The organism is uncultured Cellulomonas sp. (assembly GCF_947494015.1).
Lineage (GTDB): Bacteria > Actinomycetota > Actinomycetes > Actinomycetales > Cellulomonadaceae > Pengzhenrongella.
Window position 1 is genome coordinate 127,230 of sequence record NZ_CANLTL010000005.1, and the last position, 24,127, is coordinate 151,356.

The following is a 24,127-nucleotide window of genomic DNA, read 5'->3' on the forward strand; positions in this document are numbered from 1 at the left end:
TGGACGCCCGTGGGTGTGTCAGGTGTGGTCGGGGGTGGGGGGCTCGTCCTGGCCTGCTGCTTCGGCGGCGTCGGCGTCGGCCTTGGTGGCGTAGGTCCCGCCGGTGGCGTGCTCGGGCGGGGCGTAGACGGTGTAGAGCACGAGCGGTCGGTCGCCGGTATTGCGGAAGTTGTGCCGGGTCCCTGCCGGGACGGCGCACTGGTCCCCGGCCTCGATGGGGTGGGTGTGGCCGTTGAGGTCCGCTTCGCCGGTGCCGCTGACGAAGGTGAGGATCTGGTCTGTGCTCTGGTGGACCTCGTCGCCGATCTCCCCGCCGGCGGGGATGGTCATGACGACGACCTGGGCGTGCTCGCCGGTCCACAGCACGCGGCGGAAGTCGGGGTTCTGCTGGGCGATGTCGGCGAGCGTGAAGTGCGCGACGTTCCCGTCGGCGGTGAAGTGGTCGGTGGTGCTCATGGTGTTCCTCCTGCTGTCGTGGCGACTCGTGGGTGCGGTGCGGGGGCGTCGCTGGGGACGCGGTGGGCCGTCCGGTCTCAGGACCGACCGGCGTGCGCTGGTGCCGGTGTGGTGGGGGCCGGTGCCGAGGGCGTGGTGGCAGGTGCACCGGTGTGCTCCGTGCGGCGCAGCAGGCGCATCGCGTTGGCGATGACGACCAGGACCGAGACCTCGTGGACGAGCATCCCGATGGACATCGTCACTCCGCCCAGCAGTACCCCGGCGAGCAGGAGGGTGACGGTGAGCAGGGCGATGGTGATGTTCTGGCGCATGTTGTTCACGGTGCGCCGGGCCAGGCCGATCGCTTCGGGGAGCTTGAGCAGGTTGTCGCCCATCAGGGCGATGTCAGCGGTCTCGATGGCCACCGCCGAGCCGGCTGCGCCCATCGCGACGCCGATGTCGGCCGTGGCCAGGGCGGGGGCGTCGTTGACGCCGTCGCCGACCATCGCCACCACGTAGCCCGCGCGCTGCAGGTCGGCGACCGCTTCGAGCTTGTCCTCGGGCAGCAGGCCCGCGCGGACCTCGTCGACCCCGGTGGTGCGCCCGACGGCGTCGGCCACCAAGGGGGCGTCGCCGGTGAGCATGACCACCTTCGTCACCCCGGAGGTGTGTAGGCGGCGGACCATCTCGGCGGCGTCGGCGCGGACCTCGTCGGCGACGGCGACCACACCGGCCACCGCGTCGTCGACGGCCACGATCATCGCCGTGCGCCCGGCGGCGGCGAGCTCACGCACCACGGCTGCCGCGCCGACGGTGTCGGCGATGCCGTACTGCTCGAGCAGTGCCTGGTTCCCGATCAGGACGCGGCGGCCGGCGGTGGTGGCGGTGATGCCCTTGCCGGGCACCGGCTCGGTCACCTCGGGCAGGTGCGGGGTGCGCAGCCCTTCGGCGGCGGCGGCGGCCAGGATGGGGCGGGCGAGCGGGTGCTCGGAGCCGGCCTCGGCGGCCGCGGCCCACGCGAGCACGTCGGTCCGGGTCATGGCCGGGTCCAGGACGACGACGTCGGTCAGGTGGGGGCGGCCCCTGGTCAGGGTGCCGGTCTTGTCGACCGCGACCGCGGTGATCTTGGCCGAGCGCTCGAGGAACTCGCCGCCCTTGATGAGGATGCCGTCCTTGGCGGCCCGGCCGATGCCCGCGACGATGGAGACGGGGATGGAGATCACCAGCGCGCCGGGGCAGCCGATGACCAGCAGGGTCAGCGCCAGCACTATGTCACCGGTGATCAGGCCGACGACCAGCGCCAGGACCATGATCGCCGGGGTGTACCAGGTCGAGAACCTGTCGATGAACTGCGCTGTCTTCGCCTTGGCGTCCTGCGCGTCCTCGACGCGGTGGATGATGCGGGCCAGGGTCGTGTCGGCGCCGATACCGGTGGCCTGGACCTGCAGGAACCCCCCTCGGGAGACGGTGCCGGCGAAGACGTGGTCGCCCGTGGACTTCTCCACGGGGATGGACTCCCCGGTGATGGACGCCTCGTCCAGGGCGCCGGTCCCGGCGATGACCTGACCGTCGACGGGGACCTTGGCGCCGTTCTTGACCAGCACGGTCTCACCCATGGCCACCGAGGCGGCGGCCACCTCGACCTGCTCGCCGTCGCGCATCACGACGGCCACGTCGGGGGCGACGGCGACGAGCTCGGCCAGTGCCGAGCGGGTCCTGTTCAGCGTTGCGGACTCCAGCGCGTGGCCGATCGCGAACAGGAACGTCACCGCGGCGGCTTCCCAGTACTGGCCGATGATGACCGCGCCGATCGTGGCGATCGAGACCAGCAGGTCGATGCCCACGACTCGGGCCAGCAGGGCTCGGGCCGCCTTGATCACGATCGGAGTACCGGCGATCACCGCGGCGGCCACCATGAAGACGTCACTGACCGGATCGGAGCCCAGCACGCGAGCTACGAAGAAGGACGTCAGGATCAGAGCCCCGGACGTCGTCGGGATCGCCCACCGCCCGTTCCACCACTGGTGCAGCGCGTTCATCGCAGTTGTCCTCGTCTCGAGCAGTGGATCCCGTGATGGGGTCCTGACCACGACGCTACGGAGGGCTGACCTCGGCGACGATGACGGGCGTCAATTAACGGCACATGGACCTCGCGGGTCGCCACGAGTGGCCACGGGGCAGGCCCGGGCCGGTCGGGTCCTGGTACGACGAAGCGCCACCGCCGAGGTGGGAGCTGCTCGGCGGTGAGGCGCGGGAATGCGAGTCCGAGGGCTAGAAGGACGCCGGCCTGGCGACGAAGCCCGCCTTGGCGACGGCGGCGACCAGGTCGTCGACGCTGACCTCGGTCGCGTCGTGGTCGACCTCGATGCGAGCGGACGCGAAGTGGACCTTCACGGCACTGACGCCGGCGAGACGCCCGACCTGCTTCTCGATCTTGGACACGCAGGACGGGCAGGAGAAGCCCTCGGCGCGCAGGACCGTGTGGGTGGTGGTGACGGGAGCGGTGGTGCTCATCGTGGTCCTTCTCTCTGTTCGTGGGGATCACCCCTGGTGGGGTGCTGACCACCACGTTAGGAGCGGACCGGTGACCCGGCGATGACGTGCATCAATCAACGGCAGGACGGGCGCCCGGAGCACAGGACGACCGGCCGGCGCGGGTGCCCTAGGTGGACGCCGACCTCGCCGACCGTTCAGGGAGTCGGCCGTCCGCTGCCGTCGGATGCCGTCGCGGCGAGTCGGTCCCGGTCGAGGATTGCGGTCCACCGGCGTCCGGAGTCGATGACGCCATCCCTGCGGAGCTGGCTCATCACCCGCGAGACGGACTCCGGTGTCGATCCGGTCATCGCGGCCAGGTCGGTGCGGGACAGCGGCAGCTGGAGCAGGGTCGCGCCGGAGATGCCGTCCTGGCCGAACTTGTCCGCCAGGCGCAACAGGCCGCTCGCGACGCGCTGCGCCACGGTCTCGGTGGACTGAGCAGTCACGTCAGTGCGGGCCTGGGCAAGAAGCGCCGTGGTGTCGTCGATGACGCGCAACGCGACCTCGGGGTACTCGCTCAGGATGCCTCTGAACGCGCGGGTGTCGATGCGCAGCGCGCACGTGGTGGTCAAGGCGCGGACCGTCTCGAGGTAGGTGGGCTGCCCCAGGTCGCGCATCCCGCCGAAGAGGTCGCCGGGGGCGAGGAGGTCGACGACCACCTCCTGACCGTTCACGGTCACCCTGGACGCCTTCGCCCGCCCGGCTGCCAGGACGTACAGGTGCTCGGCCCGCTCTCCGGCCAGGTACAGCAGGTCGTCCTCGGCCCAGGACAGGGAGACCATGCGGCGCTCGACACCGACGAGCTCGTCATGGGACAAGCCGGCGAAGAGCGGAACCCGACCCAGGACCTTCATCCGCACCGGTAGCGGGCACTGGTGAGGCTGAGCGCTGGCCGAGCGCAGCGGGACCCGGCGCCGACCCGGCGGCACGATGGCCGCCGGATGAACCGGTGCGGGCGTTCGCGGGGCTCCGGTGGGGTGAGACGCGGTGCTCACTGACGTCCTCCAGTCACGGGTGCGAAACGGGACGCACCGGGTCGGTCGGCCTCTTGGACGACGGGCAGGCACGGCTTGACCTCGGGAGGAAGCCTCGGCCGATGTACTCGGACGACCTAAGCACATTTGTCCGAACAGTGATCAGGTAAACTCGCCTTGAGCGTCTTGGTCGCGTGCCGACCTGGACCTCCATACCGGGAGGACCGCCATGGCAGTCAAGCTTCACCACATCCCGCCCCGCCTCGCCTGCGGGGCCTTCATCTTGAACACCGGGATCTCGAAGCGCTCGTTGGACGTCGAGGGGGCGACGGGCATCCGGGACCAGGCGGCCAACGCCTTCCCGGTGCTGAAGACCGTCGATCCGGTCCGCTTCGGCAAGGCCATGTCCACCTTCGAGATCGTGCTCGGCTTGACGCTGCTGGTTCCGCGCGTGCCTACGTGGGTCGGAGCGGCCGGGGTCAGCGGGTTCTCGGCGGCGTTGATGGGCGTCTACCTCAAGACCCCGGGCATGACCCGCGAGGGCGGGATCCGCCCCGCACCTGCAGGGATGGGCATCGCTCGTGACATCTTCATGCTCGGCAGCGGTCTCGGGCTCGTCATCGAGGAGCTGACCACCCGTCGCCGCTGAGGGCCTCACTGTGGGCACAGAGATGCACTACCCCGATGGGAGCGTGGCGGCGTGAGTAGGCCTCCGAGTGCCGCAAGTGCGGAGAACGTCCGCGTCGAATCCCGCCGCCGCGTCCTGGACGTGCTCCGCGCCGCGGAGTCGGGCGGGGGAGTGAAGCACGTCGCCGAGCACACCGGCCTGCATCCCAATACGGTCCGTTTTCACCTGGAGCGGCTCGCGGACGACGGCCTCATCACCCGGCAGGTCCGACGCAGCGGTGAGCCGGGACGCCCTCCGCTGACCTACCTGGCCACCCCTGTTCCGGACGCCCACCGGTCGCATCGCGACTTCGCCCGGCTCGCCGAGGTGCTGGCCCAGGTGGTGGCGCGCACGAGTACCGACCCGGCTGCCGCCGCAGTGGAGGCGGGCCGCTCCTGGGGCCTGTCCCGCACCCCGGGCCGCACCGCGCCGACGGACACGACCGCAGCGGTCAAGGAGCTAGCCCGCACTCTCGACGAGGACGGGTTCGCGCCCAAGATCTCGACCGACGACCATGACGGGCACACCATCGTCTGGCAGCGCCACTGCCCGTACCTCGAAGTCGCCCAGACTCACCAGGACGTCGTCTGCTCGGTGCACCTGGGGCTGATGCGCGGTGTCTTGGAACGCCTGCAGGCCCCGGTCGACGTGGAACGCCTAGTGTCCCTCGCCAGCCCGGTTGGGTGCGCGGCGCACCTGACCTCCCGCAGTGTCCGGTCGTCCCGCGCATAGTCGCCGGCGTCCTCCGGTTCGGTGCTCGCCGGGCGCGGGAGCAGACGTGGTCACGGCGTCGGCGGGCCTTGAGTGGGATGCGAAGCCACCAGCTCGGTGTCTGCGCCGGCCTCGCCGGTCTTCGCCGCGCCACCCGGGGAGCCGAGCGCGGTACCGACCCCGGGCAGGGGTGCGTCGAAGAAGCGGGCGTTGTCCACCAGGAACGGAGCGAACTCACTCGGCAGGTCATCCTCGTAGAAGATCGCCTCGACCGGGCAGACCGGTTCACACGCCCCACAGTCCACACACTCGTCTGGCTGGATGTACAGGGAGCGAGCGCCCTGGTAGATGCAGTCCACCGGGCACTCCTCGACGCAGGCCTTGTCGAGCACGTCGATGCACGGAGCAGCGATCACGTAGGTCATGGAGTCCTGCCTTCGTCATGGGGAGACCGGCGCACATCGCCAGGTTAACCCGAGTATCACTCAGACAAACATGAGGCAGTGTGACGCGCGCCACGCCTCCGCCTCAGGGATCGCGGGTCGCGAGCCAGTTCGTCCTGCGAGGTCGACGGGCCCTTGTGTTTTTCACAACTGTGACGGTCAATAGTCGTATGAACCAGACGACGAACGGCTCAACCGACACCCAGAGCGCGCTGCCGGTCGCGGCACCGACGCACGCCCACCACGCCGAGCTGTGGTCGGAGCTCTCTCGACGCGAGGCCGCGCTGGTGAACGCGGTCGCCGGGGGCGAGGACTACGAGCCGCTGCGCCGCGAGCTCGTGGCGTTCTTGCGCGGGGAAGTTCTGCACCACCTGCAGACCGAGGAGATGGTGCTGTACAACGCCGCACGCGGAGCTGGCGCCCACGCGCTGGTCGACGCACTGGAGCTGGACCACTACTCGCTGGTCCGCCTGGTGGACCACATCGACCAGGCGACCACGGGCTTGGACGCGGCCCTGTCGGCCCGCGCCCTGACGGTGCTGTTCGTCCTGCGGATCGAGAAGGAGGAGGGTGTCCTCGTTCCCACGCTGACCGCGGCCGGGGTGGACGTTTCAACTCTCATCGCCGGGCGGCCGGAGATGCAGGGCTCCGACCAGCACTGAGACATGACCCGGATCACGACGTAGCCGCGTGGTCATCGTTAGTTCCCGCCGCCGATGCAGGACCGACGCGATTCAGCGCACCGACGGCCTTGGCCACCCGCCCGCGGCTCGGAAGTGGCGGCGCCCAGCAGGGCCGCCATTCGGTGATCGACAGAGCGAGTGTCGATCCCCAGGTCGGCGAGACAGGACAGTGACAGACGGTCGATCTGTCATAAGGCACATATCGGCGTTCATCTGAACGGTGGAGAACCAGCGCGAACGCATCGACAACCTGCATCAGCGTGGCAGCTGTTGAGCCCAGTTCCGAAGCAGATCGCGGACACCGTCCTTGGCGCCGACGCGCAGGTTCCGCTGTCGTGTGCACGTCAGAGCTTCCAGGAGGAGCGACCGGTGGACAGTGCCCTCAAGTCCGTGTTCGAGCAGGTCCTGCAGCGCAACCCCGGTGAGGGGGAGTTCCACCAGGCGGTCCGGGAGGTGTTCGACTCCCTCGGCCCGGTCCTGCGCAAGCATCCCCAGTACGCGGACGCGTCCGTTCTGGAGCGGCTGTGCGAGCCGGAGCGGCAAATCATTTTTCGGGTGCCGTGGGTCGACGACGCCGGCCGGGTCCAGATCAACCGGGGCTTCCGAGTCGAGTACAACTCCGCGCTCGGGCCCTACAAGGGCGGGCTGCGCTTCCACCCGTCGGTCTACCTCGGCATCGTGAAGTTCCTCGGCTTCGAGCAGATCTTCAAGAACGCGTTGACCGGCATGCCCATCGGTGGCGGGAAGGGCGGTGCGGACTTCGACCCGCGAGGGCGATCCGACGGTGAGGTGATGCGCTTCTGCCAGTCCTTCATGACAGAGCTCTACCGGCACCTCGGTGAACACACCGACGTCCCTGCCGGTGACATCGGTGTGGGCTCGCGCGAGATCGGATACCTGTTCGGGCAGTACAAGCGGATCACCAACCGCTACGAGTCCGGGGTCCTCACCGGCAAGGGCCTGACGTGGGGCGGGTCGCTGGTGCGTAAGGAAGCGACCGGGTACGGAACCGTGCTGTTCACGCAACAGATGCTCATGACGCGGGGAGTGGAGCTGCACGGACTCCGTGTCGGGGTCTCCGGCAGCGGCAACGTCGCCCTGTACGCCGCAGAGCTCGCAGCCTCGCTCGGGGCGACGGTCGTGACGTTCTCGGACTCCTCCGGGTACGTCGTCGACGAAGCCGGCGTGGACCTGGACCTGCTGAAGGACGTCAAGGAGGTGCGCCGCGGACGCGTCACCGACTACGTCACGGAGCGCCCCTCCGCGCGATTCGTCCGAGACGGCACCGTGTGGGACGTCCCGATGGACGTCGCGCTGCCATGCGCGACACAGAACGAGCTGACCCTGGACGATGCCCGCTCGCTGCTGCGGCACGGTGTCCGCGCCGTAGCCGAGGGCGCGAACATGCCCACGACCCCTGAAGCGGTCGCACTGCTCCAAGAGGCTGACGTGCTGTTCGCGCCGGGGAAGGCGGCCAACGCCGGTGGGGTGGCGACATCGGCGCTGGAGATGCAGCAGAACGCTTCCCGCGACTCGTGGACGTTCCTCCAGACGGAGGAGCGACTCACCGCGATCATGCGACGTATCCACGACAGCTGCGCGGAGACCGCCGAGGAGTATGGGGAACCCGACAACTACGTACTGGGCGCCAACATCGCCGGCTTCCAGCGCGTGGCCGACGCCATGCTTGCGTTCGGCGTGGTCTGAGCAGCGGGTCGGGAGCGGCCTCAGGACGCTGGCATACGCGACCCGCGCCATCCTCGCCTCGAGTGCCCACTGCTCACGGCCGGTCCGCAGCGGCCCGACGGCGTCGTCGGCTCACGCGGTGCCTTGACCGGCACCTGGATCGCCCGGGAGGGGTGCGCCGACCTGTCCCATCGACAGAATCTCGTTCATGACCGAGCGCGGCCCCGGACGAGCGCGCAGCCGATGGCGTGGTGGACGTCGAAGTTCGTCCGCCGCCTTTTCCGCGTGAGGCGAATACCCGATGTTCCTTAGGCGCTTCGCACGGAGGCGTAGCGTGGCGCTGGTCCGGGCGGCCCGCACCGACGTGACGGGTTTCGCGCGAACGAGTGTGTGAACGGGACGACCGAGGCGGTGCTGCGGTGTGGAAGCGCGAAGTCCTGCGGGATGGGGGGCACGTATGGGTGGGAGTGTGAGCCTCGTCGACCGCTTCGGGCGGGTGCACCGGGACCTGCGCATCTCGCTGACGGACCGGTGCTCGCTGCGCTGCACCTACTGCATGCCCGCGGAAGGCGTGCCGTGGCTTGCGGCCACGACCATGCTGAGCACCGACGAGCTCGTCCGGATCGCCGGCGTGGCGGTCGGTCTGGGCGTCACCGAGATCCGCCTCACCGGCGGCGAGCCGCTGCTGCGCGCCGACGTCGTCGACGTCGTGCGCCGGATGGCCGCCCTCGAGGGGCCTGGCGGCCCACCCGAGATCTCGCTCACCACGAACGCCCTGCGCCTGCCCGCCCTCGCGGCGCCGCTGCGCGACGCCGGGCTGGCCCGGGTCAACATCAGCATCGACACCCTCGACCGGGAGCGGTTCAAGAACCTCACCCGCCGGGACCGGCTCGTGGACACACTCGCCGGGATCGCCGCGGCGAGGGCGGCCGGCTTCACGCCGATCAAGCTCAACGCGGTCGCGATGCGCGGCGTCAACGACGACGAGCTGGTCGACCTGGTCCGGTACGCCGTCGACGGCGGCTACGAGATGCGCTTCATCGAGCAGATGCCGCTGGACGCCGGGCACACCTGGGAGCGCACGACCATGGTCACGCAGGCCGAGGTGCTCGCGTCGCTGCGGACGGCCTTCACGCTGACCGAGGTGCCCGGTCGCGGCTCGGCGCCGGCCGAGCTCTGGTACGTCGACGGCGGCCCCGCGACGGTGGGTGTCATCGCGTCGGTCACCGCCCCGTTCTGCGGTGCGTGCGACCGGGTCCGGCTCACCGCCGACGGCCAGCTGCGCTCGTGCCTGTTCTCCCAGACCGAGACGGACCTGCGCACCCTGCTGCGCCAGGGGGCCGACGACGCCGCGCTCGCCGCGGCGTTCCGCGCATGCCTGGCCGGCAAGAAGGCCGGGCACGACATCGACGATCCCACGTTCCTGCAGCCGGACCGGCCGATGAGCGCCATCGGCGGCTGAGGGGCGCGGACGAACGTCAGGGCGGCAAGAGGTCGTCAAGCGGCGCCTACGGTCACCTATGTCCGGCGCACCTGACCGTGATGTGACCCCGGCCAGGCGTCCCCGCAGCACTGCGGCTACGCGTGACCCGTGAGATGAGCCCGGCGATGCACGGGCCCGAACCTGCTGCTGCTGACCAGGACCGGGCCCGTATGAGTTCTCCGGGCGAACCCATCCGCACCAGGATGGACCCGTGACAGATCCCATAGCGACGGACGCCCACTCCAGTGCCGGGCCCGCAGGAGCACCACACCAGCAAGAAGTGGACCCCCTGACGTCGGACTGGAACCCTCGTGGTCCGGCCGCTCGACGTGATGCCCGCGCGGCCTATGACGAGATGCGCTCCCACTGCCCCGTCGCGCGCAGCCCGGATGGGGGCTGGACTCTGTTCACTCATGCAGACGTCACGGCCGCCGCGCTCGACGATCGGCTGTTCTCGAACGCGGTCTCGCAACACCAGCAGGTGCCCAACGGCATGGACGGCCCGACGCACACGTCGTTCCGCGCCGTCGTGGACCGCTACTTCACCCCGGACCGGATCGAGGCCCTCGTGCCCGTGGTCCGGCTCGTGGCGGGTGAGCTGGTCGCGCGGTTGGACGTCCCCGGATCAGTCGACGCGGTCGATCTCGGCTCGCGCTTCGCCGTGCGTGCGCAGAGCGCGTGGCTGGGCTGGCCCATCGAACTCGAGGACGAGCTGCTCAGGTGGGTTCAGGACAACCAAGCGGCCACTCGCTCGCGTGATCGTGGACGAACCACCGAGGTGGCCTGGCGGTTCGACGCCATCGTCCGGTCGTTGGTCGATGCGCGGCGTCGTGCCGGCGAAGGCGCTCCCGGAGACGTCACCACCCAGCTGCTGCAAGAACGGGTCGACGGGCGGCCGTTGACTGACGAGGAGATCGTCTCGATCCTGCGCAACTGGACCGGCGGGGACCTGGGATCGATCGCCCTGTGCACCGGGGTGGTGCTCACCTACCTGGCAGACCACCCAGCCCTGCAGACCCGGCTGCGCTCGGGAGTCCCCGACCGCGAGCTGAACCACGTCCTGGACGAGATCCTCCGGATCGACGACCCGTTTGTCACCAACCGCCGCATCACCACACAACCGGTCACGGTCGGCGGCCGGCGGCTCGCAGCCGGAGACCGGGTCCACCTGAACTGGACGTCAGCGAACCGGGACCCTCGGATGTTCGCCGATCCGCACGCGTTCGAGCCGGACCACAATGCCCCGTACAACCTCGTGTGGGGCATAGGCAAGCACGTGTGCCCCGGCCGCCCACTGGCCACCCTCGAACTACGCGAATTGACTCGGGCCGTCCTGCACGCCACCACGGCGATCGAGCCCGATAGCAGTCGTCCGCGGCGACGTGCGCTGCCGCCGGCCGGCGGCCTTGCGACCGCACCGCTGCAGCTTCGTTGACGCCCTCGGGAGTGGGGCGGGTGCGGTGCGTGCAGGTGCAGGTGCAGGTGCGGGCACGGATCGAGCGGCCGGCTAGGCCCAAGGGCCTACCGCGTGCCGGAGGTCCGCCCGCAGACTCGATGTCGGCATCGCGACGGCAGGGGAGCAGCACGTGGCAGCAGGACAGGATCCGGGGCGCGTGGTTGTGGTCGGTGCGGGGATGGTCGCGCACCGGTTCGCCGAGGGTATGTGCCGGCGCTCGCAGCACGAGTCGTGGTCGATGACCGTCATCGGGGACGAGCCGGACGAGCCGTACGACCGGGTCCACCTGTCGGAGTTCTTCGCCGGCAGGCGCATCGACCAGCTCGCGCTGCAGGGTGGCCCGTGGAGGGACCCCCGGGTGCGGTTGGTCACCGGTGACGCTGCGGAGACGATCGACCGCAGCGCCCGAACCGTGACGACCCGCTCGGGGCTGGTGGCCGAGTACGACACCCTCGTCCTGGCGACCGGGTCCTGGGCGTGGACGCCCCGCACCGAGGGCACCGGCCTGCGCGGCGTGTTCTCCTACCGCACCGCGGCGGACGTGGTCGGGTTGCGGGACTGGGTCGCCGAGCGCACCGAAGTCCTCGGCCGCCCCCTGCGGGGCGCCGTCGTCGGCGGCGGTGTGCTCGGCCTCGAGGCCGCCGCCGCCCTGCAGACCCTCGGCGTGGCCCCGGCGGTCGTCGAGTTCGCCGACCGGCTGATGAGCGTCCAGCTCGACGACGGTGGCGGTGAGGCGCTGCGGGTCCTCATCACCGGCATGGGCATCGACGTGCGCACCTCGACCGCCGCGACCCGGCTCGGCGCCGCCCCGGACGGTGCGGTGGGGACCCTGGAGCTGTCGGACGACACGGCGATGCCCGCAGACGTCGTCATCTTCTCCACCGGGATCCGCCCCCGTGACCGGCTCGCGCGCGAATCCGGACTGGCGATCGGCGAGCGCGGCGGCGTCGTCGTCGGTCCCACCTGCCGGACCTCGGACCGCGCGGTCTGGGCGATCGGGGAGTGCGCGTCGGTCAACGGCGAGTGCTCCGGTCTCGTGGCACCGGGCAACGCGATGGCGGACGTCGTCGTCGACCAGCTGCTCGGCGGGACCGAGACGTACACGGCGGCTCCCGAGGGCACGAAGCTCAAGGGCGTCGGGGTGGACGCCGCGAGCTTCGGCGACGTCTTCGGCTTGAGCCCGGGGGCGCTCGAGGTCACGTTCGCCGACCCGGTCGCCCGCACGTACCGCAAGCTCGTCGTGTCCGACGACGCCAGCACGCTGCTCGGCGGGGTGTTCGTCGGCGACATCAGCCTGTACTCCTCGCTGCGCCCGCTCCTCGGCCGGCCGCTGGGCGCGGACCCGTCCGCCTTCCTCGTCCCCGAGGGCGGGGGCGCCGCCCCGAGCGCCGACCTGCCCGACGACGTCGTGGTCTGCTCCTGCGCGAACGTCTCGGCCGGCACCGTCCGGGCGGCAGTCACCGAGCACGGCTGCACGAGCGTCGGGGACGTCAAGGCATGCACCAAGGCCGGCACGGTGTGCGGGTCCTGCGTGCCGCTGCTGACGAAGATCGTCAACACCACGCTGGAGCGCACCGGCGTCACGGTCTCCACCGCGATGTGCGAGCACTTCGCCATGCCTCGTGCCGAGCTGTACGCGCTCGTCAGGGCGCAGGGGCTGCGAACCTTCACCGAGATCGTCACCGAGCACGGTCGGGGCCGAGGCTGCGCCATCTGCAAGCCCGTCGTCGCCGGGATCCTGTCCCAGCTCGGCGTCGGGCACGTGCTCGCCGGCGACCAGGCGTCGCTGCAGGACACGAACGACCGCGCGCTGGCAAACCTGCAGAAGGACGGAACGTACTCCGTCATCCCGCGCATCCCCGGCGGGGAGATCACCCCGGAGAAGCTCGTCGTGCTCGGCGAGGTCGCGCGCGACTTCGGCCTCTACACGCGCATCACCGGCGCGCAGCGGATCGCCATGTTCGGCGCCCGGATCGACCAGCTGCCGCTGATCTGGCAGCGGCTGGTGGACGCCGGGTTCGAGTCCGGGCAGGCGTACGGCAAGTCGCTGCGCGCGGTCAAGTCGTGCGTCGGTCAGGCGTGGTGCCGGTTCGGGGTGCAGGACTCGGTCGGCATGGCCGTTCGCCTGGAGATGCGGTACCGGGGTCTGCGCTCGCCGCACAAGTTCAAGGTCGGCGTGTCGGGCTGCGCCCGGGAGTGTGCCGAGGCTCGCGGCAAGGACGTCGGCGTCATCGCGACCGAGCGGGGCTGGAACGTCTACGTCGGCGGCAACGGCGGCTTCACGCCCAGGCACGCCGAGCTGCTCGCCGAGGACCTCGACGACGACGCGCTGGTGCAGGTCATCGACCGGTTCCTGGCGTACTACATCCGCAGCGCCGACCGGCTGCAGCGCACCGCGCCGTGGGTCGCGGAGTACACCGGCGGCATGGCCGAGCTGCGCCGCGTGCTCCTCGAGGACTCCCTCGGCCTGGCCGCGGAGCTGGACGCGGAGATCGCCCGGCACGTCGACAGCTACGCCGACGAGTGGCGTACGACCCTGGAGGACCCGCAGAAGCTGCGCCGGTTCGTCTCCTTCGTCAACGCCCCGGGTGAGCACGACCCGGACCTCGCCTACACCGCCGAGCGCGGCCAGGCCCGCCCCGCGCGGCCCGGGGAGCCGAGCCACCCCAATCCTGTGTTCGCCCGCACCCTGGACGTCCGGTCGTGAGCCCCCGCACGTACGTGTGCCGCCTGGCCGACCTCGACCCCGAGCGCGGTGTCCCGGCGCTGGTCGGTGGCGAGCAGGTGGCCGTCTTCCGCCTCGCCGACGACCGCGTGGTCGCGGTGCAGCAGCGCGACCCGTACTCGGGCGCGAACGTGCTGTCGCGCGGCATCGTGGGCAGCGTCGGCGAGACGCCCGCGCTGGCGTCCCCGATGTACAAGCAGGTGTGGGACCTGACCACGGGGGAGTGCCTGGACCCGGCCGGCAAGGAGCCGATCGCGCTGACCGTCTACCCGGTCGAGCGGGACGGCGACGACGTCTGGGTGCTCACGCCGTGACGACCCTGGTCGGGGTCGACCTCGCCGGCCGCGCGGTGCTCGTGGTGGGCGGCGGGCCGGTCGCCGGCCGGCGCTGCCACGCGCTGCTCGAGGCCGGGGCCGCGGTGACCGTCGTCGCACCCGAGGCAGGGGCGGAGGTCGGCACCCTCGCGGCGTCCGGACGCCTCACGCACGTCCCGCGCGAGGTCGTGGCCGACGACGTCCACGGCGCCTGGCTCGTCCACACCTGCACGGACGACCCCGTGGTCGACGCCCAGGTCGCCGCATGGGCGCAGACCGAGCGGACCTTCTGCGTCGTCGCGGCGGACGCCGCCACCGGTTCCGCCCGCACCCCCGCGATCGCGCGCGTGGGTGGCGTCGTCGTCGGGGTGGTGTCCGACGACGAACCCGACCCGCGCCGTGCGGTGGCGCTGCGTGACCGGATCGCGGCGGACCTGCGCGGCGGTCGGCACGACCTCGCCGCGCGCCGACCGATGACCGGCGGCGAGGCGGCCGGTCCGTCCACGCTGCGGCCGGGAACGGTCGCCCTCGTGGGGGGCGGCACCGGCGACCCCGAGCTCATGACCGTGCGGGCACGCGTGCTGCTCGCCCAGGCCGACGTCGTGGTCACCGACCGGCTCGGACCGACCGCCGTGCTGGACGAGCTCGCCGACGGCGTCGAGATCGTCTACGTCGGCAAGAGCCCGGGCGTGCACCAGGTGTCGCAGGACGGCATCAACCACCTGCTGGTCGCCCACGCACGCGAGGGGCGGCGGGTCGTCCGGCTCAAGGGCGGCGACCCGTTCCTGTTCGGGCGCGGCGGCGAGGAGGTCATGGCGTGCCGCGCGGCCGGCGTCGACGTCCAGGTCGTCCCGGGGATCACCTCCGCGGTCGCCGCCGCGGAGGCCGCCGGCATCCCGGTCACGCACCGGGGCACGAGCGCACGGGTGCACGTCGTCAACGGCCACGGCACGCTCAGCCAGCTGGACGTCACCGCGATGAGCGAGCCGGACGTGACGGTCGTGATCCTCATGGGCATGGCCGGCTTGGCTCGGCTGACCGCGCAGGCCGTCGCCGACGGGGCAGACCCTGCGCAGCCCGCCGCCGTCGTCGCGCAGGCGACGCTGCCCGGGCAGCGCGTGGTGCGCGCGCCGCTCGGAGAGCTCGCCGAGCGCTGCGCCACCGCGGGCGTCGGGTCGCCGGCGGTCGTGGTGATCGGTGCCGTCGCGCGGGAGGGCTTTCTCGAGCCCGGACACCCGGGCAGCGCCGTGCCGGTCCCACCCCGCCGCTCCCGGCCCGACGTGGGAAGGGTCACGTCACCGGTGCGCCGCTGAGGCAGCCCAAGGACCAAGGTCCGGGATTCCGGCCGCGAGACCTTCGTAGCGTGGCGGCGTGAAACGGCGTGGACTCCTCCTGGTCCCCGGAGGGCTGGCGCTCCTCGCGGGTCTGGACGCCGCACTGCTCCTGCTCGGGCTGCCGGCGCCGGTCACCACCGAGCGGCTCCCGCAGGTGCACGGGCCACTGCTCGTCCTCGGCTTCGTCGCCACGGTGGTCGCGCTGGAGCGTGCAGTGGCCCTCCGCCGCCTGTGGGGGTACGCCGCACCCGCGGCTCTCGGGGTGGGCGGGCTCGCTCTCCTGGTCCCCGCTCTGCCGCTCGCCGTCGGTCAGGTCTTGATGGTCGCCGGGACCGCGGTCCAGCTCGCGGTGTATGCCGCCCTGTGGCGGCGCGCGGGGTCCATCGCGCTCGCGACCCAGGCGCTCGGCGCAGTGGCTGCCGCCGGCTCGGCGGTCCTGTGGCTCGGCGGCGCACCCGTGGCTACCGTGCTGCCCTGGTTCACCGGGTTCCTCATCCTGACGATCGTCGGCGAGCGCGTCGAGCTCGCCCGCGTCGCACTGCCGCCCGGTGCCGAGCCGCGCGCCTTCGCGTCGTGCGTGGTGCTGTTCGCCGCCGTCGTGGGAACGTCCCTGTGGCCCGATGCCGCGGTGCCGCTCCTGGGTGCGGCGCTGCTCGCCGTCGTCGGCTGGCTCGGAGTGCACGACGTCGCCCGACGCACCGTCCGCAGCACAGGCCTGCCGCGATACATCGCCTGGTGCCTGCTGGCCGGGTACGCCTGGCTCGCCGTCGCGGGGGCGATCTGGCTGCTGGCGGGACCGGTCACGGAGGGCGGCACCTACGACGCCGTCGTCCACGCCGTCTTCCTCGGGTTCACGCTCTCGATGGTCATGGCCCACGCGCCGGTGATCCTGCCCGCGGTGCTCGGGCGGCCGCTGCCGTACCGACCCCACTTCGGGCTCGCGGTCGGGCTGCTGCATGCATCGCTCGCGCTGCGGGTGCTGGTCGGTGATGCGTACGGCCAGTCATGGGCTCTGCAGACCGGGGGGACGCTCAACATCGTCGCGCTGTTGACCTTCGTCGCCATGGTCGCCACATCCGCGGCACGCGGCCCCCGGTCAACTGCACCCTCCGGGTCGCCGGACCGGCGCACGGCCGACCGCGCGTCGGCTGGGAGGGGCGCATGAGGTCCCGTTGGCACGTACGCGCCAACAGCCTCGTGGTCGGTTGGCTCCTGGTCGCGGCCGTCCTCGCGGGGGCGCACCGCGCGGTGCCGCAGGCGCAGTGGCTCATGGTCCACGCACTGCTGCTGGGCGCGGTCAGCACGGCCATCCTGATCTGGAGCGCGCACTTCGCCGAGGCACTGCGGCGCCGGCCGCTGCCCGGTGGGCACCGAGGGCAGGCGGTACGGCTCGCGGGGCACACGATCGGCGCGGTCGGCGTGATCGCCGGGCTGGTCACCGGGATGTGGCCGGTCGTCGTTGCCGGTGCCACCGCTGTCGCGGGCGTCGCGGCAGTGCATCTGGGGGTGCTGCTCGCTCAGAACCGGCAGCCGATCGCGACCGGCCTCGGGTGGACGACGTGGTACTTCGTCGCCGCCACCGCGACGCTGCCGGTCGGCGCCGCTCTCGGCGCGGTCCTGGCTCGTCCGGATCTGGCCGGCGATGCAGCGGCCCGCGCCTACGTCGCGCACGTGGTCGTCATGCTGCTCGGCTGGGTCGGCCTGACGGTCGTCGGCACCCTGGCCACGCTGTGGCCCACGATGCTCCGGGTCCAGGTCGACGCCGCCGCCCAGCGCGCCGCCCGGCACGCACTCGCCCTCCTGGGTGGTGCGCTGGTCGCCGCGCTGATCGGCGCGGCGACGGGTGCGCGTCCGGTGACCGCGACGGGCCTCTTCCTGTACGCCGCCGGGATCGCGTGGGCGGTCCGACCGCTCGTCGTGCAGGCCCGGCACCGCCCACCGGCCGCGTTCGCGCCGTGGTCGGTCGGGTTCGCGATGCTCTGGTTGCTCGGTGCCGTGCTCACGTGGGCATGGGGGATCGGATCGGCCGTCGACTGGCCGGCGGCGCAGGCGTCCTTCGGCCCGGTCCTCGCGCCGCTCGCGGTCGGGTTCGCCGCCCAGGTGCTGCTCGGAGCACTGTGCCATCTGGGCCCGATGGTGCTCGGAGGCGGTCCGGCGGCGGTCCGGACAGCGATCGCGCTGGTCGATCGCGGGGCGACCGCCCGGGTCGTCCTGACCAACGGCGGGTTGCTGCTCTTCGTGCTTCCTGCGCCGAGCCTCGTCCGCGTGGGCGTCTCGGTGGTCGTCCTCGCCGCGCTCGCGGCCACTCCGGTGCTCCTCGTGCGCGCGGCCGTGGCGTCCCGCCGGGCGGCGCGGCGTGCCGCGCAGCCCGGCGCGCCCACCGGTCCGGTGGCCGTGGCCGCCGCCGAGCTGCTCGTGCCCCCGCGACGGCGCAGGCTCGGCCCCGGCGTCGTCGGGGCGGCGACGCTCGCGCTCGTCGTCGCTGTCGGGGTGGCGGCCGACCCGGCGGCCGCCGGCTGGGGCAGCTCCGCCGACAACGGTGTCGCCCCCACGGGTCGCGTGGTCGAGGTCGCCGTCGAGGCCGGTGACATGCGGTTCACCCCGGACGCCGTCCGCGTCGACGCCGGGGACCGGCTCGTCCTGGTGGTCACCAACACCGACGACGCCGTGCACGACCTGGTGCTCGACTCCGGCGTGAGCAGCGGCCGCCTCGCCGCCGGCGCGACCACCCGCGTGGACGTGGGGACCGTGGGCCGGTCGCTGGACGGCTGGTGCTCGGTGGCCGGACACCGGCAGATGGGCATGGTGCTGCGGGTCGTCGTCGACGGCGGCGCGGGAGGCGAGCGGCCCGACACCGCCGGCGATCCGGCGGCCGACGAGATCGACGACGCACATCACGGGCAGGCGCACGCGGATGAGGGGTCGCTGGCCCGACCTGCCCCGTCCGCGCGCGAAGACCTCGACCTGCGTGGGGAGCCGGGGCCCGGATCGGCTCCGTACGACCCCGTGCTCGCGCCCGCGTCGCCGGGAACGACCCACCGGGTGACGCTCGCGGTGCAGGAGGTCCAGCGCGAGGTCGCGCCCGGCGTCCGGCAGACGCTGTGGACCTACGGCGGGACCGCCCCGGGGCCGACGCTGCGCGGGGCCGTCGGCGACACGTTCGAGATCACGCTCGTCAACGACGGCTCGATCGGGCACTCCATCGACTTCCACGCGGGCGCACTCGCCCCGGACGAGCCGATGCGCACCATCGAGCCCGGTGAGTCCCTCACGTACACCTTCACCGCCACCCGGTCCGGCATCTGGATGTACCACTGCTCCACCGCGCCGCTCTCCCTGCACATCGCGAACGGGATGTTCGGTGCCGTCGTCATCGACCCGCCCGACCTGCCCGCGGTGGACCGGGAGTACCTGCTCGTGCAGTCCGAGCTGTACCTCGGTCCGCAGGGCGGCATCGCCGACGCGGACGCGATCTCCGCCGAACGGCCCGACGCCGTCGCGTTCAACGGCTACCCCGGCCAGTACGACCACGCACCGCTGACCGCCCGGGTCGGGGAGCGGGTCCGGTTGTGGGTGCTCGACGCCGGCCCGAACCGGCCCAGCGCATTCCACGTGGTCGGTGGGCAGTTCGACACCGTCTACCTCGAGGGCGCCTACCAGCTCGGTGGCCCGACTGCTGCCCGTGGTGCGGAAGCCGCCGGCACCGGGACGGGCGGCGCGCAGGTGCTCGGCCTCCTCCCGGCACAGGGCGGGTTCGCCGAGCTCACCTTCTCCGAGGCCGGCACCTACCCGTTCGTCAGCCATCTCATGGTCGACGCCGAGCGGGGCGCCCACGGTCTCGTCGAGGTCCGAGACGCCTCCCCATGACTGCCTCGACACCACACCGCCGCACGGACGCACCTGCGTCGCCAACGAGAGGAATCGCCATGACCATCCAGACCCCGTCCGAGTCCCAGTTCCAGGCCGGCCGTCAGACCGACGGCGCCGCGGTGCAGGTCACGTCCGACGGCGGGTGCGGGTGCGGCGGCTGCGGGTGCGGTGGCGCTGCCGGTGGCCCGGACGTCGTGGTGATCGGCACCGGAGCACGCGCGTCCTCGGGGGGCCTCGCCCTCGTCGACCTGGACCTGCGCCCGATGAGCCGCGAGCAGCGCCACGAGACCGTGTTCGCGGCCGTGGCCGCACTCGTCCCCGGTGAGGCCTTCGTGCTCGCCGTCGACCACGACCCGGTGCCGCTCCGCGAGCGTCTGCTGGCGCAGGAGGTCGGCGAGCTGGGCTGGACCTACCTGCAGTCCGGACCGGACCTGTGGCGCGTGCAGGTCTCGCGGGTCACCTGCTGCTGACGGCGGACGCACCGACAGCGGCGTGGACCTCCGGACGCCGTCGGCGGTCGCGTGCTGATGTCCGGGGGGCCGCTACGCTGCCGGGGGCTGAGTGGAGCGCGACACCGCTCCTGCGCAAGGCGCCCCGTGCATCGCGGCGGGGTCGACCCACGCCCGAGGCGGCGAGCGGCTGGGGATGACTGAATCGCTGTCGCAGACGAGCTTCCACTGAACCCGGGGCGGTTCAACCCCTTGAGCCCGCCTTCGTTCGCGAGACGCGGACCTGTGCGCCGTCAGGGGTGGCCCGCTGACCGTGACGTCGACCTCCATCAGACCCAGGGCGGTTCAGGCGTCGGTGCCAGCGCGACCTTCGTCGTCACACTCCCGCCAACTAGCGAGACGCGCCCTAGCACCCCGGGTTGATCACCCGAACTGGGCGAGTAGTGCCGATGGCCGCTTAGGTCGTCAGCGCGCGGGCGACTTCAGCCTCGGGTAAGTCGAGTGCGTCGTCGAGGAGCCGGGTCAGCAAGGCCATGGTGGGGATGAGGTGGTAGACGCTGAACTCGATCAGGGGAGCGTCTGTGCGGTCTTCGTCGCGCCATAGGGCAGCCCAGTAGCACTCAAGGAGTGGGTTGTAGCCCCAGATCGACTGCTCGGCCCAGCCGGGCAGGTTGATGTCGCGCACAGATTCGTCGATGAGGCTCATGCGTCCACCTGAAGACCGATGGGCTCGACGCCGACCATCCGGTCCGCCGCGGCATGCCCGAGCACCGGCCCCTGAGTCGGCTTCGGGCTCGGGTGACTGCGGACGCTCTGGTACAGCTTTCCGACCTCGTCGAGCTGACGCGCCGATGCGGGAGCGAGCCTGCCGTCCAGGCGTGCTTGCACGAGCGCGGGGTGGTCAGTGATCTCGTCACCGGTCAGGGTGCGCGCGGGGACGTAGACGGTGCTTGTGCGGTTGATGGCGGCAAAGGTGCGCGCGTTGTACTCCGCGACCTCGGTCATCAGTACGACGGCGCCCCCGAACGCTGCGCCGGTGCGCCGGGCGTCGCTGTCGGATTGGAGGGAGCGGCCGGCTTCGCCTAACGGGGCGACGGCGGGAAGGAGGCGGGCCAAACCGGTCAAGTCGTCGTGGACGACGTCGTCGCGTGGGACAGGGCTGACCATGCCTGCCAGCTTGGCGCTGAGTTCCTGCCAGCTTTTCCCGCGGGCGATCAGCGGTGCGGCAGGCCCGTCAGGGCCGGCGTGGAAGACGGCGGCGTGGGCGTGTACGGCGACGCCGATCGTGGCGAGGTCGCGCAGGGTGGCGATGGAGCGCTCCGGTGAGTTCATCTGCTCCCAGGCGCGGTGCCGTACCCGTAGGAGGCGGTCGGTGAGCTCGACCAGCACGTCGCCGGTACGCACGCGGGTAGCGACAAGGCCGAGGTGTGGCAGCGCGTACGGATCTGCGGGCCCAGCCGCTTGGGCGAGGCCCCTCGCGGCAAGGGCGACGTCCTGCATGCCGGGAAGCCATGCGCGCACGGTTGGCCACGGCACACCGGTCTGACCCACGCGTAGCGCCAGAGCGTCCTCGACCGACGCGGTGGTGAGTGCGAGGGCGGCGACGTGGGAGAGGCCGGCGTCGCGCACGGCGTTGGACTCCAGGAGGTGGGCGACCGGCGTGCGTGGGGAACCGGCAGCGTCGTGATGGACGGCGATGAGATCGGTGGCTGCGCGCAGGGTCTTGGCGGACCGGCCCCAGGCGCTGTGCGGGCCGTCGAGCAGGGAAGGGTGCGGACGGTCGGCGCCGATGGTGGCCGTGATTGCCTCAGCGAGGTGGAGCGCGGCGGCTTCGACGGGGTCGGGGTGCAGGGCGGATCGCATCCCGGCGGCTCGCCCCGGGGTGAGGAGTGCCCAGATGTGAGCTTCGAGGGCGGACAGGACGGCGTGCCTGTCGGTCACCATGGACAGCGCGCTGGCTCGGTCGTCCAGCCGTACGTTCGTCGACCGGGATCCTTCTTCGACCAGCGCGGCGGTCTGGACGAGCAGCCGCCGATAGGTGACGTCAGTCATGCCGGCGCCCAGTGCCCCGGTCCCTGGCGCGGCGTAGTGCGGACGCGGCGTCGCCGAGGGTCAGGACTTTGTCGATCGACATGTCCGTGTCGGTCATCCGCTCGACCCGGGCGAGGGCCGCGGTGGTGAGCTGGTCGATGATCAGTCGTGCTTGTGGAGTGCCGTCGGCGGGGGCCAGTGGGCCGAGATCGACTGCCGCGCACCGGGCGGGCAGTCCCTGGTCGGCCCGCTCGAGGTGGTCCTGCGCGTCGCGCAGGTCGGCGGCCGCGTAGATGACGTCCAGGGCGTCAATCAGCGGTAGCGCGTCGGCGAGGTTCAGGGCGGCGCGACCCGCGGCGTGGGTCAGCGTCCAGATGCCCTCCCATCCCGGATCGGCGCGGTCGGTCAGCACATTGGCCGGCGCAGTCCACGTCACGGTCATCGCCGCTCACCTTCCAGGTCAGGTCGATCCACTGCCGGGGTGTCGTCAGTGATGGTGTGCATCAGCAGGTAGGCGCCGGTCGCTGCAACGTGGCACGCCGTCATCACCGGCGAGGTATGTCCGGCCACGGGTGCAGCTGGCCTGAGCGGGACAGCTGCACGGTGCGGTCCGAGCCGAGGTCGATGGCGGTGTCCATGTGGCTGCCGCCGGTGTAAGCCAACGCGGCCAAGACCAGGTCCAGGCGCTCTCGGTCCAGTCCGGTGACAACGCCGACGATGTCGACCGGCAGGGCATCGACCAGCGCAGCGACCAAACTGAGGACCCGCCGCTCCCCAGCAGACAGGGCTGACGCCTGCCGCAGCGCCGCCCCGCCCAACCAGACCCGGTCCGTGCCGTCGTGGACAATCCACGGGTAACCGTCGGCGGCGAAGCGTCCGCCGAACGCCCGCGACAGCAGCTCGACCGCCGCCATGTCCGGGTATGAGCCGGCCGCCCAGGCCCGTAGGACCTCCACCGTTGTCGCCGTCGTCCTCATCGCGTCCCCTCCACCTCACCGGCCGAGCGTCACGGCGGTCGCCGCGGCTCGTGGTCCACGGTCGTCGTCGATGGGCGTCAACGAGCCACGCCGAACCTGGCTCTGTGGACGACGACGACCCATCAGCAGGTGGGCAGAACGCCCAGCAACACCGACCGACGGCGGAGGTGGTCCGTGTCGGCGTCGCGGGTCACGCGTGAGTCGGCGATGAGGCCGGGATGGGCAAGAGGATCCGGGACACCTCTGGCACTGATGGAAACCGCCCTTGTCGCACCTCGGCTCCATGCTGGCGCGGCACGGAGGCGCTGCTGCCGGCGCGCCCCCGTATCGGACATGAGCGGCTCGCCCCGGCCCCTTACTGGTGATGCCTGCAGACGGCATCGACGAGCACCTTCGGCGGCATGTCCGCGTGCCGGGCGAGTCCTGCGCAACGCCGTACGGGCACCCGGTGCCGTGTGCCCGCCCGACTTGTTGTCGTGCTCCGGGCGTTGTTGCGGCAGCAGCCTCCCCGACACCACGCGGGACTGCTGCAGGGCTCGTTGACACTCTGTCAACCGGTCCTGCAGCAGTCCCCGCTGACGACCATCCGTGGCGACCGAGTCGCCCTGTCGGACTACAGCGATCGCGTGACGCTGGTCGTCAACGCCGCGTCCCGGTGCGGCCTGACGCCGCAGTACGCCCAGCTCGAGGACTTGCAGCGGACGTACGGGTCGCGCGGCTTCGCGGTTCTCGGCTTCCCGAGCGACGACTTCGAGCAGGAGCCGGGCAGCCGCGAGGAGATCGAGACGTTCTGCTCGATGACGTAGGGGGTCACCCTCCCGATGTTCGACAAGGTCGCTGTCAACGGCCCAGCGCGGCATCCGCTGTTCGCCGCCCTGACTCAGGTGCCCGACGCCGCCGGAGAGGCCGGCGACGTGCGGTGGAACTTCGGGAAGTTCCTCCTGACCCCGGCCGGTGACGTGCACCGCTTCCGCTCCGGCGTGGAGCCGCTGGCCCCCTAGATCGTCGCCCTCATCGAGGCGTCGCTCCCTCAGAGCGGCGACTGAGCATCACCGGTGAGCCGGACCGCTGCAGTCGCACCTCCGAGGTCGACTCCCGCGGGCGCCGCGTCGAGTCCAGGCAATTGGTGCCATGAATCATGAGCGCGCACCTCAAGCTTCGCGCGCTGCAGCGGATGAGCCGTCCGGCGCAGCGTGCCTGGTCGCGCTATCAGCGTGCGTCCAGTGGCGCGGGGCAAGGAGCCGGAACGGCCACGTGACGACGCGGACCGTGAAAACCAGCGAGCGGCAGGCGCTACATCGGCCCCGTTGAGCGGATGCGAGACACGGACAGTGAGTCCCGATCGACGACATCG

Annotated in this window: 23 protein-coding genes; 14 read left to right on the forward strand and 9 right to left on the reverse strand. The window is 71.7% G+C overall.

All coding sequences use genetic code 11. The features are described 5' to 3' along the window. Positions 1–18: 18 nt before the first annotated feature. The 4 genes from Q0840_RS07460 to Q0840_RS07475 form a co-directional block, all read right to left on the reverse strand. Complete coding sequence (locus Q0840_RS07460) at positions 19–456, reverse strand: cupin domain-containing protein (RefSeq protein WP_298458166.1); 438 nt, start codon at positions 454–456, stop codon at positions 19–21. Positions 457–533: 77 nt separating this feature from the next. After that, on the reverse strand, positions 534–2,474 hold the full coding sequence (locus tag Q0840_RS07465) for a cation-translocating P-type ATPase (protein ID WP_298458168.1): 1,941 nt from the start codon (positions 2,472–2,474) through the stop codon (positions 534–536). Between the two features lie 232 nt (positions 2,475–2,706). Beyond that, entirely contained in the window at positions 2,707–2,949 is a 243-nt protein-coding gene (locus tag Q0840_RS07470) for a heavy-metal-associated domain-containing protein (protein WP_298458171.1), read from the reverse strand. A 176-nt stretch (positions 2,950–3,125) separates the two neighbouring features. After that, positions 3,126–3,752 carry a Crp/Fnr family transcriptional regulator gene (locus Q0840_RS07475; protein WP_298458175.1) on the reverse strand — a complete coding sequence of 209 codons (627 nt, stop codon included), beginning with the start codon at positions 3,750–3,752 and terminating at the stop codon, positions 3,126–3,128. 421 nt (positions 3,753–4,173) lie between these two features. Between Q0840_RS07475 and Q0840_RS07480 the strand changes: the two genes are divergently transcribed. Beyond that, positions 4,174–4,593 carry a hypothetical protein gene (locus tag Q0840_RS07480; protein ID WP_298458178.1) on the forward strand — a complete coding sequence of 140 codons (420 nt, stop codon included), beginning with the start codon at positions 4,174–4,176 and terminating at the stop codon, positions 4,591–4,593. A gap of 120 nt (positions 4,594–4,713) precedes the next feature. Next, positions 4,714–5,343, forward strand: coding sequence for a metalloregulator ArsR/SmtB family transcription factor (locus tag Q0840_RS07485; RefSeq protein WP_298458181.1), 630 nt, complete (start codon positions 4,714–4,716; stop codon positions 5,341–5,343). Positions 5,344–5,393: 50 nt separating this feature from the next. Here the strand turns inward: Q0840_RS07485 and fdxA are convergent, their stop codons facing one another. Beyond that, the gene (gene fdxA / locus Q0840_RS07490) at positions 5,394–5,747 is read right to left on the reverse strand and encodes a ferredoxin (protein ID WP_298458184.1); all 354 of its coding nucleotides are present in this window, start codon (positions 5,745–5,747) and stop codon (positions 5,394–5,396) included. 188 nt (positions 5,748–5,935) lie between these two features. On the opposite strand from fdxA, the gene Q0840_RS07495 reads away from it, so the two are divergent. From Q0840_RS07495 to Q0840_RS07540, 10 genes are all read left to right on the forward strand, one after another. After that, complete coding sequence (locus tag Q0840_RS07495) at positions 5,936–6,427, forward strand: hemerythrin domain-containing protein (protein WP_298458187.1); 492 nt, start codon at positions 5,936–5,938, stop codon at positions 6,425–6,427. A gap of 390 nt (positions 6,428–6,817) precedes the next feature. Then, positions 6,818–8,155 (forward strand): NADP-specific glutamate dehydrogenase, encoded by a 1,338-nt coding sequence (gene gdhA, locus Q0840_RS07500; RefSeq protein WP_298458190.1) that lies wholly within the window; start codon positions 6,818–6,820, stop codon positions 8,153–8,155. Positions 8,156–8,591: 436 nt separating this feature from the next. Next, entirely contained in the window at positions 8,592–9,596 is a 1,005-nt protein-coding gene (gene moaA / locus Q0840_RS07505) for a GTP 3',8-cyclase MoaA (RefSeq protein WP_298458193.1), read from the forward strand. Positions 9,597–9,897: 301 nt separating this feature from the next. After that, entirely contained in the window at positions 9,898–11,052 is a 1,155-nt protein-coding gene (locus Q0840_RS07510; protein WP_298458196.1) for a cytochrome P450, read from the forward strand. 199 nt (positions 11,053–11,251) lie between these two features. Next, a complete protein-coding gene (gene nirB, locus Q0840_RS07515) occupies positions 11,252–13,780 on the forward strand; it encodes a nitrite reductase large subunit NirB (RefSeq protein ID WP_298458537.1) in 2,529 nt (842 codons plus the stop codon). Further along, the gene (gene nirD / locus Q0840_RS07520) at positions 13,777–14,112 is read left to right on the forward strand and encodes a nitrite reductase small subunit NirD (RefSeq protein ID WP_298458198.1); all 336 of its coding nucleotides are present in this window, start codon (positions 13,777–13,779) and stop codon (positions 14,110–14,112) included. The genes nirB and nirD overlap by 4 nt, the downstream gene beginning before the upstream one ends. Continuing rightward, positions 14,109–15,425, forward strand: coding sequence for a uroporphyrinogen-III C-methyltransferase (cobA, locus tag Q0840_RS07525; RefSeq protein ID WP_298458201.1), 1,317 nt, complete (start codon positions 14,109–14,111; stop codon positions 15,423–15,425). The genes nirD and cobA overlap by 4 nt, the downstream gene beginning before the upstream one ends. A 58-nt stretch (positions 15,426–15,483) precedes the next feature. Then, on the forward strand, positions 15,484–16,611 hold the full coding sequence (locus Q0840_RS07530; RefSeq protein ID WP_298458203.1) for a hypothetical protein: 1,128 nt from the start codon (positions 15,484–15,486) through the stop codon (positions 16,609–16,611). Beyond that, a complete protein-coding gene (locus Q0840_RS07535; protein WP_298458206.1) occupies positions 16,608–19,313 on the forward strand; it encodes a multicopper oxidase domain-containing protein in 2,706 nt (901 codons plus the stop codon). The genes Q0840_RS07530 and Q0840_RS07535 overlap by 4 nt, the downstream gene beginning before the upstream one ends. A 59-nt stretch (positions 19,314–19,372) precedes the next feature. After that, positions 19,373–19,786 carry a DUF2249 domain-containing protein gene (locus Q0840_RS07540; RefSeq protein WP_298458210.1) on the forward strand — a complete coding sequence of 138 codons (414 nt, stop codon included), beginning with the start codon at positions 19,373–19,375 and terminating at the stop codon, positions 19,784–19,786. A 436-nt stretch (positions 19,787–20,222) separates the two neighbouring features. Here the strand turns inward: Q0840_RS07540 and Q0840_RS07545 are convergent, their stop codons facing one another. The 4 genes from Q0840_RS07545 to Q0840_RS07560 form a co-directional block, all read right to left on the reverse strand. Beyond that, positions 20,223–20,471 (reverse strand): hypothetical protein, encoded by a 249-nt coding sequence (locus tag Q0840_RS07545; RefSeq protein WP_298458212.1) that lies wholly within the window; start codon positions 20,469–20,471, stop codon positions 20,223–20,225. Next, positions 20,468–21,817 carry a hypothetical protein gene (locus tag Q0840_RS07550; protein WP_298458214.1) on the reverse strand — a complete coding sequence of 450 codons (1,350 nt, stop codon included), beginning with the start codon at positions 21,815–21,817 and terminating at the stop codon, positions 20,468–20,470. The genes Q0840_RS07545 and Q0840_RS07550 overlap by 4 nt, the downstream gene beginning before the upstream one ends. Beyond that, positions 21,810–22,238 carry a hypothetical protein gene (locus tag Q0840_RS07555; RefSeq protein WP_298458217.1) on the reverse strand — a complete coding sequence of 143 codons (429 nt, stop codon included), beginning with the start codon at positions 22,236–22,238 and terminating at the stop codon, positions 21,810–21,812. The genes Q0840_RS07550 and Q0840_RS07555 overlap by 8 nt, the downstream gene beginning before the upstream one ends. A gap of 103 nt (positions 22,239–22,341) precedes the next feature. Beyond that, positions 22,342–22,710 carry a hypothetical protein gene (locus Q0840_RS07560; protein ID WP_298458218.1) on the reverse strand — a complete coding sequence of 123 codons (369 nt, stop codon included), beginning with the start codon at positions 22,708–22,710 and terminating at the stop codon, positions 22,342–22,344. 464 nt (positions 22,711–23,174) lie between these two features. Here Q0840_RS07560 and Q0840_RS19055 point away from each other — a divergent pair, with 464 nt between their 5' ends. Continuing rightward, complete coding sequence (locus Q0840_RS19055) at positions 23,175–23,579, forward strand: hypothetical protein (protein ID WP_367183085.1); 405 nt, start codon at positions 23,175–23,177, stop codon at positions 23,577–23,579. A gap of 15 nt (positions 23,580–23,594) precedes the next feature. Next, entirely contained in the window at positions 23,595–23,774 is a 180-nt protein-coding gene (locus Q0840_RS19060; protein WP_367183086.1) for a hypothetical protein, read from the forward strand. The last annotated feature ends 353 nt before the right edge of the window (positions 23,775–24,127 follow it).